Below are 17,410 nucleotides of genomic sequence, written 5' to 3' on the forward strand. Positions count from 1 at the left end.
TCTGATCACGTCGTCACGCAGAAGCGGCCGGAGCATGATGCCCCGGCCGCCCCAGTGTCGCGCGTTGAAGTCGCAGTCTACGACTTGGCTGCGTGCTGACCGGCGATGCGTCCCTGGGTGTGACAACGACCCAAGTGCATTCCGCCGACCGTCATGGCCCAGTCGATTCCGCCTGCAATTCCGCCTGCATTCATGCCCGCGGCATACAGACCGGGGATGACCTTGCCGGACGGATCAAGGCACTGGCAGTTCTCATTGATGATGAGGCCGGCCACGATCGCCGAGACCCTGTAGTGCTTCCTGATGCCATAGAACGGCGCTGTGGTTATCGGCTGCAGGTACTTGGCCGTCTTGCCGTACTTCGCGTCGTACCCCAGCGCACAGACCTTGTTGTACTCATCGACGGTCTTCTGAAGAGCGTCCGCCGGAAGCCCGAGCTTCTTGGCAAGGTCAGCAAGAGTGTTCGCCGAGTAGGTCGCGGTCAGCTCCTTGTATACACCGGTCTTTTCGCCGGTGTACTCAGGCATGTAGTTGTTGAGGGAGGCGACGGCTGTCGGTCGACCGCCCCAAGCAGTGACCTGTGCTGTGTAGTTGCCATCGAAGATCTGGCAGTACCAGCCTGTGTCCTCCTTCGTGTGAGGCTGGTTACGAAGAGTGTTGTTCACGTAGCCCATCTTGATCTCTTCGTTGGCGAAGCGCTCGGCGTTGTCGTTCACGCGCAGGAAGGGCTCGTCCCACATTGGACCGCTGTCCATGTCGTGGATCATCTTGGAGTGAGGAATCGGCTCGAGTACCGCATCCGCCCACATCCCCATGAGGATACCGTCGCCTGTGGCGCCTACCTGCTTTCTGCTGAACTTCACGCAGTCGGGGTTGTACTTCTTCACCATGTCATCGTTGTTCGAGTAGTCGCCCGCCGCCAGAATGACGCCCTTCTTGGCGTTCAGACGGATGTACTTGCCTTCGCTAGTCTTGCCGATGACGGCGACTATCTTACCGTTCTCTTTGACAAGCTGAACCGCCGGCGTCTTGTAGAAGAACTGAACGCCAGCCTTCTCTGCAGACTTCGCCAAGGCCTGCATTCCGTTGGCCTGGTTGATTGGCTTGGGAGAGAACCCTGCACCGCGAGTGGTCACACTTACTCCGGCAGCGCCCGACTTCGTATCCGCGGTCACAACCGGCGCGAGACCGCCCGCGGTTGCTTGCTTGATTATCCAAGCAAGAGTCTCCTCCGATTTCGCGACGTAAGCCTCGATGAGTTTCCAGTCGCACCTGTTCTGGTTCAAATCGGCATACGCACGCATCAGTGTGGCCGGACCGGCCGGATCGCTCTTGCTCAGGACTATGGCCGTGGCGGTGTTTCCGGATGCCATGGCTGTGGCGCCCTTCGTGAGCACCCCGACCTTCGCGCCTGCCTCTTGAGCCGAGAACGCCGCAGGTACGCCGGATGCTCCGGCGCCCACAACAACGACATCGAAGTCCTTTGTCTCAGATATCTTGTCAGCCGTGATCGCGGCGGGGGCCGCCAGCGGATCCGTAGGAGCCGCGGCGGGGGCCGCGCTACTGCACCCGGCTAGGCCGCCGAGGCCGACGGTTCCCGCTACCCCAACAGCTGAAAGTGCACCGTACTTCAGGAGATCCCTTCTCGAGATTCCCTTTCCCTGCTCACCCTCTCCGTTGGAACTTGTGACGAGCTTCTCATCCATGTCTGTCTCCCTTTCGTCAGTACTGGCAGAACATCACACATGCAACGCAGCCTTGCTGCGATGAGAGAAGCATCTTCCAAAAGGGACGGTTATTGTATTGGCTTGCCATCCTATTCCGCCCTCCCTCGGGCCTATTCGTATAAACCGGCCCATAAACCGGCAATGGGGATGTCAGCCTGCTCCGGATGACGTATGCTCGTACGGAGCGTTCTGTCGGGATACAGAACGGATCGAAAGGGAGCGTCTTTTGGGACGAATACCACGCATTCCCCTGTATTTCTTGGGTGTCGGCCTCTACAGGGCATGGCTCTTGTCGACCTTCCCCGATTCTGACGCTGTGACGAGGACCAGCTTCTTCGGGACTTCTCCAAAGCGCGTGATTTGGGACATGTCGGCTGTGTTAATACTCTTTCTCATCGCCCTGCTCGCAAGAAAACTCACTCCGCTGTACCGGCGTCGCTGGATCCTGTGGGCTTCGACGAGCCTGATGACCGTTGGCTCTTTGCTCTACGTCGCCTACTCCTATATGGAAGCGCCCTCGGTCGCCATCTTGTACCTGTCGGCAGGCCTCTCCGGGATCGGACTGGCTCCGCTCATCCTGCTGTGGTACGAGGTGTACGGCTCCCTCTCCTTCACGAAAGTGGCCATCTACTACTCCGCCTCCCTCCTGTTCGGAGCTTTGATCAGCTTCGTGCTGGGTGGCCTGGAGCCCGCCTACTTCATGGGTGTGATGGTGTGCTTGCCGGCCCTCTCCGCCGTGTCCTTGGCTCTCAGTTATGGCGACATCCCTGAGGAGAAGCGTCCCGGGTCGTTCTCGGTTGCCGCTTCATTCCCTTGGAAGCCCGTCATCCTCTTGGTCGTGTACAACTTCGCATGGGGAGTCGGGCTGGGTTTCACAGGGTCTCCGACCCTCTACAGGCCGCTCGGAATAATCCTTCCGTGTCTGTTCGTGCTGATCTCCGTACTCTTCTTCAGGGAAAAGTTCTCCTTGGTTCTGCTGTACGGTGTCGTCTGGTCCGTCATGATCCTCGGGCTTCTGTTGGTTCCCTTGCTTGGCGGGGGAGCATCTCCTTTGGCGAAGATCTGCGTCAATGCCAGCTACTACGGGCTCGTGATCCTGACAACCTTGATACTGAGCGACATCATCTTCCGCTTCGGCGTATCGGCGATCTGGATCTGGGGCTTCACGCGCGCGGCCTCAATCGTGGTTTCGCTCTTGGGAGAGACGCTCTCGAAATGGCTGCAGACGAACGCTGTGTCTCAGACACTCCAGCTTGAGATCGTCGCTGTCGTTGTCGCGGCCCTCGTGATTCTGTCGTCGCGCTTCCTTTTCCGCGAGAGGGAGTACGCCTCCCGATGGGGCATATCACTCGCGAGCTCCTTTGGCGACCAAGGTCAGATCTCCAGCCGTGAGCGGATTCTTCTGCGATGCGAGGAGATCGCCAGGCGCCACAGTCTCAGCCCGCGCGAGGAGGAAGTCCTGCTGCTGCTCGCGCAAGGCGATAGCATCACCGAAATCGAGAAGGAGCTCTTCATTGCGCACGGAACCGCGAAGGCCCACATCGGCCATATCTACGCGAAGGTCGGAGTTCATAGCCGAGCCGAGCTGGAAGTACAGATCAGCCAAGGATTCCCAACGCAGCTGAACGCGACCGCCGAGCCTGAAGTGCAGCCTCGCTAAACCTTCTCGGCGCGAATCTCCGTGACTCCACCCATGTACGGCCGCAGCACCTCGGGGATTTCGACGGTGCCGTCCTCGCGCTGGTAGTTCTCGAGCACGGCCGCCATCGTGCGACCCACGGCGAGCCCCGACCCGTTGAGCGTGTGCACCAGTCGAGTCCCCTTGAACGCCGAAGCGTCCTGGTGCTTGATGTTGGCTCGGCGGGCCTGAAAGTCCGTGCAGTTGCTGCAGCTCGAGATCTCCTTGTAGCCGTTGTAGCTGGGCAACCACACCTCGATGTCGTAGGTCTTGGCCGCCGAGAACCCCATGTCGCCCGTACACAGCACGATGACGCGATACGCAAGGCCGAGCTTCTGCAAAATGCGCTCCGCATCGGCGAGCATGCCCTCCAGTGCCTCGAAGCTCTCCTCCGGGCGCGAGAACTTGACCAGCTCGACCTTGTCGAATTGGTGTACGCGGATCAGCCCGCGTGTGTCCCGGCCGGCGCTGCCGGCTTCTTCCCGGAAGCACGGCGTGTACGCGGTGTAGTGCCGGGGAAGCGTCTCCCCATCAAGCACTTCATCGCGATGGATGTTGGTGAGCATGACCTCGGCGGTCGGGATCAGGTAGAGCCCCTCGCCGGTCTTGTAGAGGTCTTCCTCGAACTTGGGTAGCTGCCCGGTGCCGGTGAGCGTCTCGGCATTCGCGAGCGCAGGCGTCCACCACTCGCGATACCCCGCCTCGGCGTGCGTGTCGAGCATGAAGTTGATGAGCGCGCGCTCCAGCCGAGCACCCATGCCGCCGAGCAGCACGAACCGCGCACCGGCCAGCTTCACACCGCGCTCGAAGTCTATGATGCCCAGCGCCGGCCCGAGGTCCCAGTGCGGGAGCGCGTCGAAGCTGAACTCCGGAGGCGTGCCCCAGCGTTTGGTCTCGATGTTGCCGCTCTCATCAAGCCCGACGGGCACAGATGCATCCGGAAGGTTTGGGACGGTCTGCAACAGGAGCTTCGTATCGCGCTCGACCGCCTCGAGGTGCGCGTCGAAGGTCGTGATCAGCTCGTTGATGGACCGTACGTCTTCCTTGGCGCCTTCCGCCTCCTCGCGCCGTCCCTGCTGCATCAGCGCGCCGATCGCCTTGCTGGCATCGTTGCGCCGAGCCTGCAGCCCCTCGACCTCGGCGATGAGGCGACGCCGCTCCACATCGAGCGCGAGAAAGCTGTCGAGGTCCCACGACGAGTTGCGGGCCGCGAGCGCCTCGCGAACGATCTCGGGATTGTCTCGGACATAGCGGGCGTCAAGCATGGAGAGCCTCCAAGGCGGGTCAAGGACGTCGCAGGCGAACTGCCGAGAAGTATATCTGAAAGCCGGCACCCGCCCGATTTCGCAAGCCATAAGGAAAGGCCCCGGCAATGTGCCGAGACCTTTCCGCTAGTGCTGAGATGCGTTCCCTTGGCGACTAGTGCTCGGCAGGGGTCTCTTTCCAAGCAAACATGATCTTCAGGGCGGGGGTACCGAAGATGCTGGCCAGATAGGCGTGCACACCGGCGAAGATCAGGACGGTCCACATGACGAAGTAGTGGATGATCCTCATCGACATGAGACCGCCAACGGCCTCCGTACCCGCGTGGAAGAGCGACCAGTCCATCGTCGGACCCCACAGGGAAAACCCGGTGTAGGCGGCGAGAAGGGTCAGCAGAACGGTCGCGGCATACGAGACCTTCTGCAGCGGGTTGTACTTGGCCTGGATCGGGTGCTCCTTCTTCAGGAACAGGTAGTACTTGACCGTCGGCCAAAGCTGGTGACGGTTCTCCTTCTGGGGGAGGAAGTTCTTGATGTCTGCGCCAGCGATCACGCGTGAAGCCTGCTGGTTGGCATCCTTCACGATGAACGCGAGAACGATTCGGACCACCAGGTTGATGAGCACGACAAACATCCAGAAGAAGTGCGCGCCACGAGCCACGCCCATCAGACCCGGCACGATCGGGAAGTGGATATAGAAGCCCGACAGGGTCAGGAAGATCATGGAGAGCAGGTTGATCCAGTGCGTGAACACGAAGACCAGAGGGTGCTCCTCACGATAAAAAGCGTGTGACATTTACCTCACCCCCATCGCGGGACCGGTCCAGATGGTCGTCTCTGCCCCGGTCTTGACGCTCGTCACATGCACGGCGCAAGCGATGCACGGGTCGAAGCTGTGAACCGTACGCAGTGCCTCGAGCGGCTGCTTGAGGTTGGTGCACGGGTTGCCGATGAGGGCCTGCTCCATCGGACCGCGAACGCCGTCCTTGGTGCGGGGCGAGATGTTCCACGTCGACGGTACGATGCACTGGTAGTTCTCGATCTTGTGGTTCTTGACGTTGGTCGCATGCAGAAGAGCGCCGCGAGGAGCCTCCCACATGCCAACGCCAGCGCCTTGGTCATCATTGTAGGACTGGAAGAACTTCGAGTCCCCGCCTTTGAGGTTCGCGATGAGCTCGTTGACCTGGTCGATCATGAGCTCGCCGACGTAGAGGGCTTCGAGGTTGCGGCCAGCCACACGACCGAGCGTCGAAACGAGTACCTCGGGCTTGCCGGCTGCGCCGAGGGCCTTGAGGGCACCGTCGACCAGTTCCTTGACCCTGGGAACGCCGCGCAGATAGGCGACGAGCATACGGGACAGACCGCCGACTTCCAGCGGAACGCCATCGTAGCGAGGCGACTTGGACCAGCTGTACTTGCCGCCCGACTTCTCGGTGTCGTACACCGGGGCGATGGGGTGAGTGGATCCGACGGCCGGATTCTTGTTGCCGTCCTGAGCCTCGTAGAACGAGCTGTCGACGAACTCGAGGATCTTGGACTGATCGACGTCCTCGACCTTGAGGCCGCTTCTGATGACGCCCGGCGGTAGGTAACGATCGCTGGCCTTCATGGATTTTGCCTCGAAGACACCGTAGGCGAGGAACTTTCCGACACCCTGTCCATAGCCAAGTGCTTCAGGATAAAACGGCGCGATCGCCAGGGTATCCGGAATCATGGTGTTCTGGACCCAGTCGCGAACCTTGAGCAGGCGGAACAGGATCCCGTCGAGCTTCTCCTCGGTGGGAACGAAGGTCGTGCCACCGGGAATCGAGGTCATGATGTGCGGCATCTTGCCGCCCATGATGGCTGCAACCGCAGAGGCCTCGGACTGCATGTGCAGAGCTTCCAGGTAGTGCGCGACGGCGATGAGGTTCAACTCCGGCGGCATCTTCTTGGCATAGGCGTCGTTACCGAACCATGCACCCGAGAAGATCGACATCTGCCCACCGTCGACAAGAGCCTTCAGGTGCTTCTGCACGGCGCCGAAGTCGGCACCGCTGGTACCGGCCTTCTCGGCGAGGGCATGGGTGTCGGCGACGTTGGCCTTAAGGGCCTTGGATGCGTCGATCCAGTCTAGGGCGGCCAGCTGATAGAACCACAGAATGTGGCTGTGCAGGAACTGGGCGCCTTCGATCAGGTTGCGGATAATACGCGCGTTGTTGGGGATCGCGATATTGAACGCCTTATCGGTCGCCATGGTCGAGGTGTGGCCGTGAGAAACAGGGCACACACCACAGATACGCTGAGAGATGAAGAATGCGTCCTGAGGGGCACGGCCCTTCATTATCAACTCGAGTCCGCGGAAGAGCGTACCGCTGACCCAAGCGTCGGTGACTTTGTCGTTCTCAACCTCGAGTTCTATACGCAGATGACCCTCGATACGAGTAACGGGGTCGATGAGTGTACGGGTTTTCGCCATTATTGGTCGCCTCCTTTCCCGGCTCGCTTGCGGTCATATTCCTTAACAGCTTCGGTCGGTCCGCCGGCATTAGCAGCACCGGCGCGGCCGGCAGCCTTCATGCCGAGTCCGTGAACGACAAGACCTGCCGCCACGACTCCGGTGACTCCGAGCCCGATGGTCGTCGGCTGAACGCCGCCGAGAACCTCCAGGTTGCGCATGCGCTTGAAGAATGGACCATCGGCGTCGACCCAGTTCAGGTTGCCGCAACCGATACAGGGAGCACCTGCCTCGACACACCAGCTCACACGCTTGTTCCAGCGCACGATCGGGCAGTTGGTCTTGGTCTGCGGACCCTTGCAGCCCATAGGATAGAGGCAATAACCCTTGGCCTCTTCCTCGGAACCGAACTGATAGACGAACTCGCCGTTCTCGAAGTGGCCACGGCGGGGGCAGTTGTCGTGAATGGTCTGCCCGAACATGAGCTTGGGGCGAAGATGCTCGTCGAGTGCGGGAACCTTGCCGAGCAGCAGGTAGTCGATGACCACTGCGACAAGATGCTCGGGGTTGACCGGGCACATCGGAAGGTTGATGAGCGGCTTCTTGATGCCCTCCTGCTCGAGGAACTTCTGGACTCCCATGGCGCCGGCGGGGTTCGGGTCGGCTGCAACCCAGCCGCCGTCAACGGCGCAAGACCCGACGGCGATGATCGCCTCGGCACCCTTGGCGGCCACCTTGAGCTCCTCGGTACCCTTGACCTGCTCACCATCGGGACCACCGATCATGAGAGCGGCACCGTCCCAGGCGGTCATGACTGACCCCTCATAGATGAGGATGTAGCCACCGGCGTGAATGGTGTCTTCTTTGGCCTGCGCTGCGGTGTAACCCGCGGCGGCCATAAGGGTCTCACTGTAGTTCACGGACAGGATGTCCAACACGATGGTTGCGACATCCGGGTAGTCGGCCTGTGCGGTCGATTCGGTGCATCCACTGCACGAACCAGCCTCGAGCCAGACTACCGGCTTGAGCGATGATGCTTTGGTAACAGCGGCTGCGACTTCCGGAATTGCGCTTGCTTCGAGGCCGAGAATGGCCGCTATCGAAGCGCAAAACTTGGTGAAGTCGCGGCGCGTGATGCCGCGGGCTTTCAATTCCTGCGGCAGCACGCCGTTCTTACCAGGCATGGGCGTGCCTCCAATCCTTTGGTGCTCTACGTTCAGGAATATGACGTCGTGCGCACGGCGGCATATGAAGTCCGGGCCGGAACCTCAGTCTCTCCCCTCCTCTCCTTTCGACCCTATCGAGCGGACACATCAAACCTCGGCGGTAATGTCGCCGGGCACGCACGGCAGTGATCAGATCTAGCAACTGGGCGGCGCCTTCCGCCTCCTATCAGCATGTGTGCATGCTACCAGTAATATATTCCGGAGCGAACCCGCCCGCCGCCCCATCCGTGAACGGCAAAGAATGTAGGGGGAACGGTACTCCTATACCCTATCCTGCCGCTTTATGCGCGCGGATAGCTCCCAAGCACTTTCACCTCTCGAAGCTTCAGACGCAGGCAATCGAGAGCTGTGCGAACATCGGGGTCTTCCATGTGCCCCTCGAGGTCGACGAAGAACATGTACTCCCCCAGCGCCTGCTTCGTCGGCCGAGACTGGATCTTGGTCAGGTTGATCTCGCCGTAGGCGAACTCGGAGAGAATCATCAGCAACGCGCCCGGCTTGTCGCGCTTCAGGAAGAGCGCCAGCGAAGTCTTGTCTCGGCCTGTGCGCGGATTAACACCTCGGCCGATAACCACGAACCGCGTCTGATTGCCGGCATAATCCTCAACGTCACGAACCAGCACCTCTCCGCCGTAGAGCTCGGCGGCCACGACGGGTCCCAGTGCAACCACTCCGGGGTTTGCGACCGCCGTTCTGACTGCTTCGGCGTTAGAGTTGGCTGCGGTCACGGGACGTCCTTGTAGATTGCGGGCAAGCCAACGGCGGCACTGGCCGCTGGCCTGCGGATGCGCCACCACCGAGGTTGCTTCCGAGAGCTTGACGCCCGGCGCGACAACGACTGCGTGGTGGATGTCTAACACAAGCTCGGACTGGATCTCCAGCGAGGTGTCAAACGCCAGCGCATCGAGAGTATCGGACACGGATCCTTCGACGGAGTTTTCGATCGGCACGATCCCGGCTTCTGCCTGACCGCGTTCGACCAACTCGAACACTTCTCCGATACTCGTACACGAAACCGGCTCAACGTCGGGTATGTCGAGTTTGAAGAGTGCCTCTTCCGAAAACGTCCCTTCCGGGCCAAGAAAAGCGTAGCGGGCCATCGGTTCTTTCAGCTCCTGTCGCTGTCTCGCCAGCCTAATCGTGGTACAAGTATAGACGACTGGCCCCTGGAAGCTTGGAGAGCCATTGCATTCCGAGAACATCATCGACCTGCTGCGCGCCGTCGCTGAAGGCGAACTGTCACCCGATGACGCCGCACGCAGAATAGCGCCGGCGCCGTTTACCGAGGTCCCCGGCTGTGCACGCACAGCCCGCATCGACGCGCGGGTCGACCATGCGAGAGAAGCCCGAACCGGGTTTGCTGAGGTGATCTTCTGCCAAGGCAAGTCCGCCGCCCAGGTTGGCGCCATCGCGCGCGAGATACTGTCGCACGGTGACGTGCTGCTGGGCACGCGGGCGACGCGTGAGCAGGCCGACGCCGTCCTCGAGGTGGCGCCCGACGCCGTCTGGCACGAAGATGCCCGCGTCATCGCGGTCGACCGCCGTTTGGCGCCTCCGCGCGACGGCCACATCGTCATCGCCACCGGCGGCACCGCGGACATCCCGGTCGCCGAGGAGGCCGCTGTCTGCGCCGAGGCCATGGGCTCGCGCGTCACGCGCCTCTACGACGTGGGCATCGCCGGCATGCACCGCCTGCTCGCGCACACCGACACGCTGCGCTCGGCACGGGTGATCATTGCCGTGGCGGGCATGGAGGGCGCACTGCCCTCGATTGTGGCCGGCCTCGTCGACGTCCCCGTAGTCGCGGTGCCCACGAGCGTGGGCTACGGCGCAAACCTCGGCGGGTTCTCGGCGATGCTCACGATGCTGAACTCGTGCGCTGCCGGGATCGGCGTCGTCAACATCGACAACGGCTTTGGCGCGGCGGTGCTCGCGTCACGCGTGAATCGCCCACCGGTACGCTTCGCTCAAGCCGAGGTGACCCCGTGATAGCTCACCTCGACTGCTCGACCGGCGTGTCCGGCGACAAGTTCTTGGGCGCCGTACTCGACGCCGGAACGCGTCTCGCCGAGCAGAGCGGGCCCGGGTTTTCCGCCGACGACCTGCGCGCGGTCATCGCGAAGCTGGCGCCCGAGGCGCGCATCGACGTGGAGCGCCGGAACTCCCACGGAATCAGCGCGCTCGGTGTGCGCGTGACCGCCGAGGGGCAGCCGCATTCGCGCACCTGGGCCGACATGCGCACGCTTCTCGAAGGCGCCGATCTTGACGCTCCCGTCCGCGAGAGCGCGTTGCGTGCGTTTGAGATGCTCGCGATTGCCGAAGCGCGCATCCACGGAACCTCGCCTGACAGCGTCCACTTCCACGAGGTCGGTGCGATCGACTCCATCACCGACGTGGTCGGCGTTTGCGCAGGGCTGCACGCCCTAGGCGTCACGCGGCTCATCGCGACAGAGGTCGCAGTCGGCTCGGGCACAGTGGAGACTTCGCACGGCGCGCTTCCGGTGCCTGCCCCCGCAACCGCGGAGCTGTTGGCGACCGGGCGCATCCCCGTCGTCTCCGGTCCTGCCGCCATCGAGCTCACCACGCCGACCGGCGCCGCACTCCTCGCCGCCCTCGCCGCCACCTTCGGGCCCGTGCCGCCGATGCGCGTCGTTGCGCAGGGCTTCGGCACGGGCACGCGTGAGATCGGCTCGGCGAACGTGTGTCGCCTCCTTCTGGGCGAGACTGCGAATGATGAGGGTAGCTCCCGCGACGAGGTCGTCGTGCTGGAGACCAACATCGACCACCTCTCGGCAGAGCAGCTCGCATTTGCTGCCGAGGAGCTGTTGGCCGAGGGCGCGCCGGACGTGTGGCAAACGCCGATCGTGATGAAGAAGGGTCGCGCGGCGGTGATGCTGTCGGTGCTTGCCGAGCCCGCCGCAGCCGAGCGGTTCGCGGCGCGGATCGTCGAGCTCACCGGGTCGCTTGGCGTGCGGATGCGGCCGTGTGTGCGACACCTCGCCGAGCGCGAGGTACGCGAGGTCGAGACGCAGTGGGGGCCGGCGCGAGTCAAGCTGGGTGCCGGATGCGTGCGGCCGGAGCACGACGACGTCGCCGAGATCGCGCGGCGTACCGGACAGCCCTACGGTGAGATCGCGCGTGAGATTGCGCGCCTGCTGGCCTACTCGGACGAGGAATAGTCGTGACCCTTTCGCGAGACTCCTAGGAGAGTCGTGGCGGGGGCATCACAGGAGAGCCGCCCATGCCCAACAAGCTCACCCTCCACGAAGCAAGCACCCAGTCCGGCATTCCCGTCCGCAAACTGGCGTTCCTCATCAGAACCGGAAACCTCAAGGCAGACCTCGAGGGCGGGCAGCTTCTGGTTTCCGACGCAGAACTGCGGCGCTACGCCGACACGCCGGACGAGTTGGCTCGAAAGCATCACGGTTCCTACCTGAAGACGCTCGGCCCGGGACTCATCACCGGCGCTTCCGACGATGACCCGTCGGGCATCGGGACGTACTCGGCAGTGGGATCAACCTATGGTTTGGGGCTGTCGTGGCTGGCCGTCTACCTGTTGCCGATGATGATCGCGGTGCAGGAAACCGTGGCACGCATCGGGATCGTGACACAGACCGGGCTGGCACACGTTATCGGCCGCCGCTACGGCAAGCGCCTGCTATATCCGCTGGTAGGACTGCTGCTTATCGCGAATACGGTGAATATCGGGGCTGACATAGGAGCCATGGCCGCATCGTTGCAGCTGCTCGTCCCGATCGGCTTCATCGAAGCCGTCCTCGTGCTGACGGCCGCCATCACGGCACTGGAAATTCTGGTGCCCTACCACCGCTACTCCCGCATCCTCAAGTGGCTGACGCTGTCGCTGCTTGCCTACATCGTGACCGGCTTCGTCATCAAACCCGACTGGATGGCGGTTCTGCGAAGCCTCGCGATTCCGCAGATCCAGCTCAATGCTGGATTCCTTGCAGCCATGGTCGCCGTAATGGGTACGACGATCACGCCCTATCTGTTCTTCTGGCAAGCCTCCGAAGAGGTCGAGCAGGAGCGCGATGAGGGCGAGCTGGGCGACTTCCGAACCACAGTCCTGACACACGAAATCTCCGAGATGCGCAAGGACACCTACACCGGCATGGCGCTGGCCAACGTCGTCTTCCTGTTCATCATCGTGACGACCGCTTTCGTCCTGCATGACAACGGCATCACCAATGTGGACACGGCCCAGCAGGCTGCGGCGGCACTCAAACCACTGGCCGGCAATTTTGCCTCTCTGCTGTTCACGATTGGGATCTTCGGGGTCGGGCTCCTTGCCGTTCCCGTTCTGGCAGGCGCATCGGCATATGCTGTCGCTGAACTCTTCCAATGGCATGAGGGGCTGAGCGAGAAGTTCAGGTCAGCAAAAGGCTTCTACTGGATCATCATGCTATCCATGCTTGCCGGCATGCTACTAAATTTCGTCGGTATCAATCCCATCAAAGCGCTCTACTACGCCGCCATCGTCAACGGGAGCATCGCGCCAATCCTGATGTTCTTCATCTTCAGAATCGGCCGAGACAAGAAGGTGATGGGCAGCTTCACGAACCCGCGATGGGTGAACTTCTGGGGGTGGTTTGTGACTATCCTCATGGGCGGCAGCTCAATTGCGCTTATGATCTTTGCCGCTCTGGGGAAGTGATCAGCCGTTCGTCCGGCATCCCCGGGACTACTCCTAAGCCACGAACCAGCCGTCGGCCGCGCGCGCAAGGAAGCCTTCTGCTGCAAGCGACTCTAGGATCGCGAACACCTCGCCCGTGCGCGGCGGTGTGCGTCCGGCTGCGCGCTCTGAGGCCGCGAGATCTGCGGCGTAGTCGTCGGCGGTGCGGCCCGGCTCGGCGATGACGTCACGGAGCAGCGCGGCCCGCTTCTGCCGATGGGAGCCCTCGAAAGCTGACTGGCGCGCATGGTGCGCGCTGCGCCGCGAGGGGTTGGGCTGCGTGCGCTTGAGATGCGACCCGTAGTCGAGGAGGGCGTAGTACCACGGCCGAGGCCCGATGCCTTGACGCGAAGCCTCCGCCACGGCCGCTGCGACGAGAGGCAGGATCTCGCGATCCGGCACTGCGTCGAGATCCGCGAACAGCTCGTGCAAGAAGACGGCGCGGACGTTGGTCTCCAGGTAGACCGCCGGCAAGTCGAATGCGAACGCCAGCACACCGGCCGCGGTCGCCGCGCCCACGCCCGGCAGCGCGCGCAATGAGGCCTCGTCGGCCGGAAGCTGCCCGCCGCTGGTCTCGGCGACCTGCTCGGCGGCACGCTTGAGGGCGACCGCGCGGCGATTGTAGCCGAGACCCTGCCACGCTCGAAGGACAGCCTCCAGCGGTGCGACAGCGAGCGCGTCAATCGTCGGGAACTCGGCGAGCCACTCGGGGAAGCGCGTGAGCACGCGGGCGACCTGCGTCTGCTGCAGCATCACCTCGGAGACGAGTATCTCGTACGGATCGCGCGTCCGGCGCCACGGAAAATCGCGGTAACGCAGTCCACCCTCGGAAACGACCAGCTTCACGAAATCGCCCAAGGCGGGCTGGCGCGACATGCTAGCGATGCCGCTTCGGAAGGTCGCCGGCGACCTCGCCCCGCACGTTTTGGTGGCCGGGCACGTCGACGATCACCGGCTCATCATCGGCGGCAAGCATGGCCTCTTCGACCAGAAGCTCGGCACCCACTTCTTCGGCGGTTGCGAGATGCGCACGGCCGTGGAGCGGCACCTCGGCGACAAACCACATGCCGACAAAAGCCAGCGCCATCAGGATGCCCGCGTAGAAGAACGCGGACGTCACACCCGAGGTGAGAGCGAGCTTCAGGTCGAGAACAAGCGTCGCCCACACGTCGGTGAGGTGCAGCTGCGAGGCCGTCGCAGCAGGCAGACTCCCCTGCACTTTGGCCACGACACCCCCGACAACTTCAAACAGGCTCACGTTGAGCAGACCGCTGGGATCGAACGATTCTGAAATGCCACCGTCGACCACGGTCTTGAGGCCTCCGACGAAGTCGGTGAATATCGACTCGGCGCCGTTGGGGATCTTGTCACCCAACGCGGCAACCATAGCCTTCAGGCCCTCTGCGGAAAACGGGCCGGGCTGCGCGCCCGTTGCCCACAGCGTCTGGAGCTGCGGCAGCCCCTTGTCGCCAATGCGGCTCATGAGGTCGGTTCGCATCGAAGCATTCATGACGCCACCCAGCAGCGCAACTCCCATGGTGCCGCCGATCGAGCGGAAGAACTGCATCGCACCGGTGACCTCACCGATGCGATCCTGAAACTGCGCCTGGAGCGAAATCGTGAACAGCGGCATGGTCACGCCGATACCGGCCCCGACCATCACCATCGGCAGGACGACCGCGAGGTTACCCGCATCAACCGTCAGCCTTGAGAGCAGGAACAGGCCAACCGTCGCAACCGCGAGGCCGCCAATGCCAAGCCTCTTGTAGCGCCCGGTGCTGGAGATGATCTGGCCCCCCGAGACCGAAGCCACGATCATCCCGATCATCATCGGCGTCAGCAAGACGCCCGAACTCGACGCCGTGCCGCCCTGAACGATCTGCATGAACGTCGGCAGGAACATAATCGAGCCGAACATTCCCACGCCCGACAGAAAGAGCACGATCATGCTCGCCGAGAACCCGCGATCGCGGAACAGCCGTATATCCAGAATCGGCTCCGAGGCCTTCGCCTCGCGAAGAACGAACAACGTGAGCGCTACAAATGCGGCAGCGAACAGGAGCAGGATCGTCCTCGAATTCCACGCGTATTCAGACCCGCCCCAGTTCAAGGCGAGCAGCAGAGGCACGACGCCGGCCGTAAGCGCGGTGGCGCCCCACCAGTCGATCCGGTGGTTCTGCCCGTGCTCGGCCTTTGGCAGCGTAGCGGCCAAGACGCCGAGCGCGACGAAGCCTATCGGGATGTTCACGAGGAAGATCCAGTGCCACGACAACGAATCGGTAAGCCAGCCGCCGATCGCAGGACCGAACACCGATGCGAAGCCGAACGCAGCGCCCATCACGCCCTGATACCGGCCCCGCTCGCGTGAGTCGAACATGTCGCCGATGATCGCCATGCCGTTGGCCATCATCATCCCACCGCCAATGCCCTGCAGGCCGCGAAACACGATGAGCTGGATCATCTGGTGTGAATCCCCGGTGAGCGTCGTGAAGATGCTGTTCATCCACGGCTCACCCGATGTGCCAGACAGGCCCGATCCCAGCATGAACACAGCGATACCTACAAGGTAGAACCACTTGCGGCCATACAGGTCGGAAAGCTTCCCAATGATCGGAATGGCGATGGTGGATGTGAGCGAATAAATGGTGAAGACCCAAGACAGGAGCGCCATGCCTCCCAGATCCTGCACGATCTTGGGCATGGCGGGTCCCACGATGGTGCCGTCGAGCGCGCCGAGCAGCATCGCCAGCAATACACCGGCCAATATGTGCATCTTTCTTTTGTGGGGCAAGTCGCGCAGAACCATACTTTGGTACTCCCAGCTTCTAGCGATTGGATCCGGCAGCAGCCGATGTGGCCATCTTGCGGAAAAGGCGCATCAACTCAAGCCGTTCAGCCGCGTCAAGCGGTTCAAGCATCTTTCCGAGACGCGCGACGGTGATACCGTGCACCCGCGCCTTTTCTTGGCGTCCGGCCTCGGTCAGAGAGACCTCGACCACACGCCGGTCGCCGGCAGGGCGGACCCTCTCCACCAGACCGCGCTCCTCCATCCGGTCGATAATGCCGGTGAGTGACGCCTGCGATGTGCAAGTGCCCTCCGCCAAATCGCTCATCCGCCTCGGCCCGCGAGCGAGAGCCTCGAGCACCCATCGTTGCTGAGAGTGAGATGCCTCAGGGTCCCCCGGGAGATGCGCGGGATGCGTCATCGCATGCCAACTTGACCGCATGTCCTTCGCCAGGATGACAAGGTCGTCGGAGCCGAAATCAGGATCGAGAGTGTCTGGCATGGCGTCGATGCTTTCTGCGACTGATAGTTAATGTCAGAAAGTATCTATCCTATGAACCATTCTGGCAAGCCCTCGCCGAGAAGAAGCTCTCTAGTACTGCTTGATGTAATAGCGGCAATGAAACCGCTCAGGGCAGTCCGAGGGCAGTTCCGACGTGTTAAACCCCCAGCCCTTGCCTTCCACGAAGCAGAGGCAGCGGACAACCTTGTTCTCGGGCTTCACACGGCTGTTGTGCGCGTCGCCATCGTCCGGCGTTTCGCGCCACCACGTGCACTTTCCTCGTATGGGGGAAAACGCGCCCAAACCGTCCTCCTCGCGGGAGAGTGTCGGATAACAATCATCAAACTGCATCAGCGCCAATCTGACAACTCCATGCGTCAATTGTGCCCTTCTCGGAGCAAGCCGACACGGGAACCTTCCCTGCGGAGCAAGATGGCAAGGCGCGTGCTGTCCGCTACTGAGGGCAATGCGCTAAAGTTGCCCATACATATTCAAGTACGCTTCAGGCCTCAAGGAGGCACCATGGCACCAAAGTCAGGCGATACCGTCCGCGTCCACTATCGCGGCACAAAGTCGGACGGCTCTGAGTTCGATTGCAGCGAAGGCCGCGATCCGCTCGAGTTCGTAGTCGACGAAGGTCAGGTCATTCCGGGTTTCAACGCCGCCGTGAGCGGCCTTGAAGTCGGCGAGAAGATCACTGTCACCATTCCCGCAGCAGAAGCCTACGGCGAGCGCTACGAGGAAGCCACGCACACGTTCCCGCTGTCGGCATTCCCATCGACCCCCGAAGTCGGCTGGATGCTCGAACTTTCCGGCCCCAACGGCGAGCGCATCCCCGCGATGGTCGCCGAGGTCAACGAGGAAGAAGCCGTGCTCGACATGAACCACCCGCTCGCGGGCGAGGACCTCACCTTCGAGATCGAGCTCGTGGAGATCGTCGAGGCGTAGGTCACTTCGGCACAACACCTGAAGAAGGGCTCCCGTCTGAACTAGACCCCAAAAGCTGGACGGCTTAATAGGGGTCTCAAGCGGCGTCCACGGACTGGGTCCGGAATTGTTCCGGGCTCAGCCCTTTCAGTTTCGGCTGGTACCTCTTGGTGTTC

Annotated in this window: 15 protein-coding genes; 5 read left to right on the top strand and 10 right to left on the bottom strand. The window is 62.2% G+C overall.

What is annotated here, in order from left to right; genetic code table 11:
• Window positions 1-77 precede the first annotated feature (77 nt).
• Complete coding sequence (locus tag HGA39_06230; protein ID NTW28941.1) at window positions 78-1,706, bottom strand: FAD-dependent oxidoreductase; 1,629 nt, start codon at window positions 1,704-1,706, stop codon at window positions 78-80.
• A 247-nt stretch (window positions 1,707-1,953) separates the two neighbouring features.
• Here HGA39_06230 and HGA39_06235 point away from each other — a divergent pair, with 247 nt between their 5' ends.
• The gene (locus tag HGA39_06235) at window positions 1,954-3,387 is read left to right on the top strand and encodes a helix-turn-helix transcriptional regulator (protein ID NTW28942.1); all 1,434 of its coding nucleotides are present in this window, start codon (window positions 1,954-1,956) and stop codon (window positions 3,385-3,387) included.
• On the opposite strand, the gene serS is transcribed toward HGA39_06235, so the two are convergent.
• The 5 genes from serS to pheA form a co-directional block, all read right to left on the bottom strand.
• A complete protein-coding gene (serS, locus tag HGA39_06240) occupies window positions 3,384-4,670 on the bottom strand; it encodes a serine--tRNA ligase (GenBank protein NTW28943.1) in 1,287 nt (428 codons plus the stop codon). The genes HGA39_06235 and serS overlap by 4 nt on opposite strands.
• Window positions 4,671-4,824: 154 nt before the next feature.
• The gene (locus tag HGA39_06245; GenBank protein NTW28944.1) at window positions 4,825-5,463 is read right to left on the bottom strand and encodes a cytochrome B; all 639 of its coding nucleotides are present in this window, start codon (window positions 5,461-5,463) and stop codon (window positions 4,825-4,827) included.
• Window positions 5,464-7,125 (bottom strand): nickel-dependent hydrogenase large subunit, encoded by a 1,662-nt coding sequence (locus HGA39_06250; GenBank protein NTW28945.1) that lies wholly within the window; start codon window positions 7,123-7,125, stop codon window positions 5,464-5,466.
• Window positions 7,125-8,288: a hydrogenase small subunit gene (locus HGA39_06255; GenBank protein ID NTW28946.1), complete on the bottom strand. Its 1,164-nt coding sequence runs from the start codon at window positions 8,286-8,288 to the stop codon at window positions 7,125-7,127. The genes HGA39_06250 and HGA39_06255 overlap by 1 nt, the downstream gene beginning before the upstream one ends.
• A gap of 323 nt (window positions 8,289-8,611) precedes the next feature.
• On the bottom strand, window positions 8,612-9,532 hold the full coding sequence (gene pheA / locus HGA39_06260) for a prephenate dehydratase (GenBank protein NTW28947.1): 921 nt from the start codon (window positions 9,530-9,532) through the stop codon (window positions 8,612-8,614).
• On the opposite strand from pheA, the gene larB reads away from it, so the two are divergent.
• The 3 genes from larB to HGA39_06275 all read left to right on the top strand — a co-directional run bounded on the left by larB (window position 9,516) and on the right by HGA39_06275 (window position 13,002).
• A complete protein-coding gene (gene larB, locus HGA39_06265; protein ID NTW28948.1) occupies window positions 9,516-10,319 on the top strand; it encodes a nickel pincer cofactor biosynthesis protein LarB in 804 nt (267 codons plus the stop codon). The two genes, pheA and larB, sit on opposite strands and share 17 nt — an antisense overlap.
• The gene (larC, locus tag HGA39_06270; protein NTW28949.1) at window positions 10,316-11,509 is read left to right on the top strand and encodes a nickel pincer cofactor biosynthesis protein LarC; all 1,194 of its coding nucleotides are present in this window, start codon (window positions 10,316-10,318) and stop codon (window positions 11,507-11,509) included. The genes larB and larC overlap by 4 nt, the downstream gene beginning before the upstream one ends.
• A 62-nt stretch (window positions 11,510-11,571) precedes the next feature.
• A complete protein-coding gene (locus HGA39_06275) occupies window positions 11,572-13,002 on the top strand; it encodes a divalent metal cation transporter (protein ID NTW28950.1) in 1,431 nt (476 codons plus the stop codon).
• A gap of 33 nt (window positions 13,003-13,035) precedes the next feature.
• On the opposite strand, the gene HGA39_06280 is transcribed toward HGA39_06275, so the two are convergent.
• From HGA39_06280 to HGA39_06295, 4 genes are all read right to left on the bottom strand, one after another.
• Window positions 13,036-13,896 carry an adenine glycosylase gene (locus HGA39_06280; protein NTW28951.1) on the bottom strand — a complete coding sequence of 287 codons (861 nt, stop codon included), beginning with the start codon at window positions 13,894-13,896 and terminating at the stop codon, window positions 13,036-13,038.
• Between the two features lies 1 nt (window position 13,897).
• The gene (locus HGA39_06285) at window positions 13,898-15,784 is read right to left on the bottom strand and encodes an MFS transporter (GenBank protein NTW28952.1); all 1,887 of its coding nucleotides are present in this window, start codon (window positions 15,782-15,784) and stop codon (window positions 13,898-13,900) included.
• Window positions 15,785-15,845: 61 nt separating this feature from the next.
• Window positions 15,846-16,307 (bottom strand): MarR family transcriptional regulator, encoded by a 462-nt coding sequence (locus tag HGA39_06290; protein NTW28953.1) that lies wholly within the window; start codon window positions 16,305-16,307, stop codon window positions 15,846-15,848.
• Between the two features lie 90 nt (window positions 16,308-16,397).
• Entirely contained in the window at window positions 16,398-16,688 is a 291-nt protein-coding gene (locus HGA39_06295) for a hypothetical protein (protein NTW28954.1), read from the bottom strand.
• Between the two features lie 141 nt (window positions 16,689-16,829).
• Here HGA39_06295 and HGA39_06300 point away from each other — a divergent pair, with 141 nt between their 5' ends.
• A complete protein-coding gene (locus tag HGA39_06300) occupies window positions 16,830-17,255 on the top strand; it encodes a peptidylprolyl isomerase (GenBank protein ID NTW28955.1) in 426 nt (141 codons plus the stop codon).
• Window positions 17,256-17,410 lie beyond the last annotated feature (155 nt).

Source organism: Coriobacteriia bacterium (assembly GCA_013336165.1).
Lineage (GTDB): Bacteria > Actinomycetota > Coriobacteriia > Anaerosomatales > JAAXUF01 > JAAXUF01.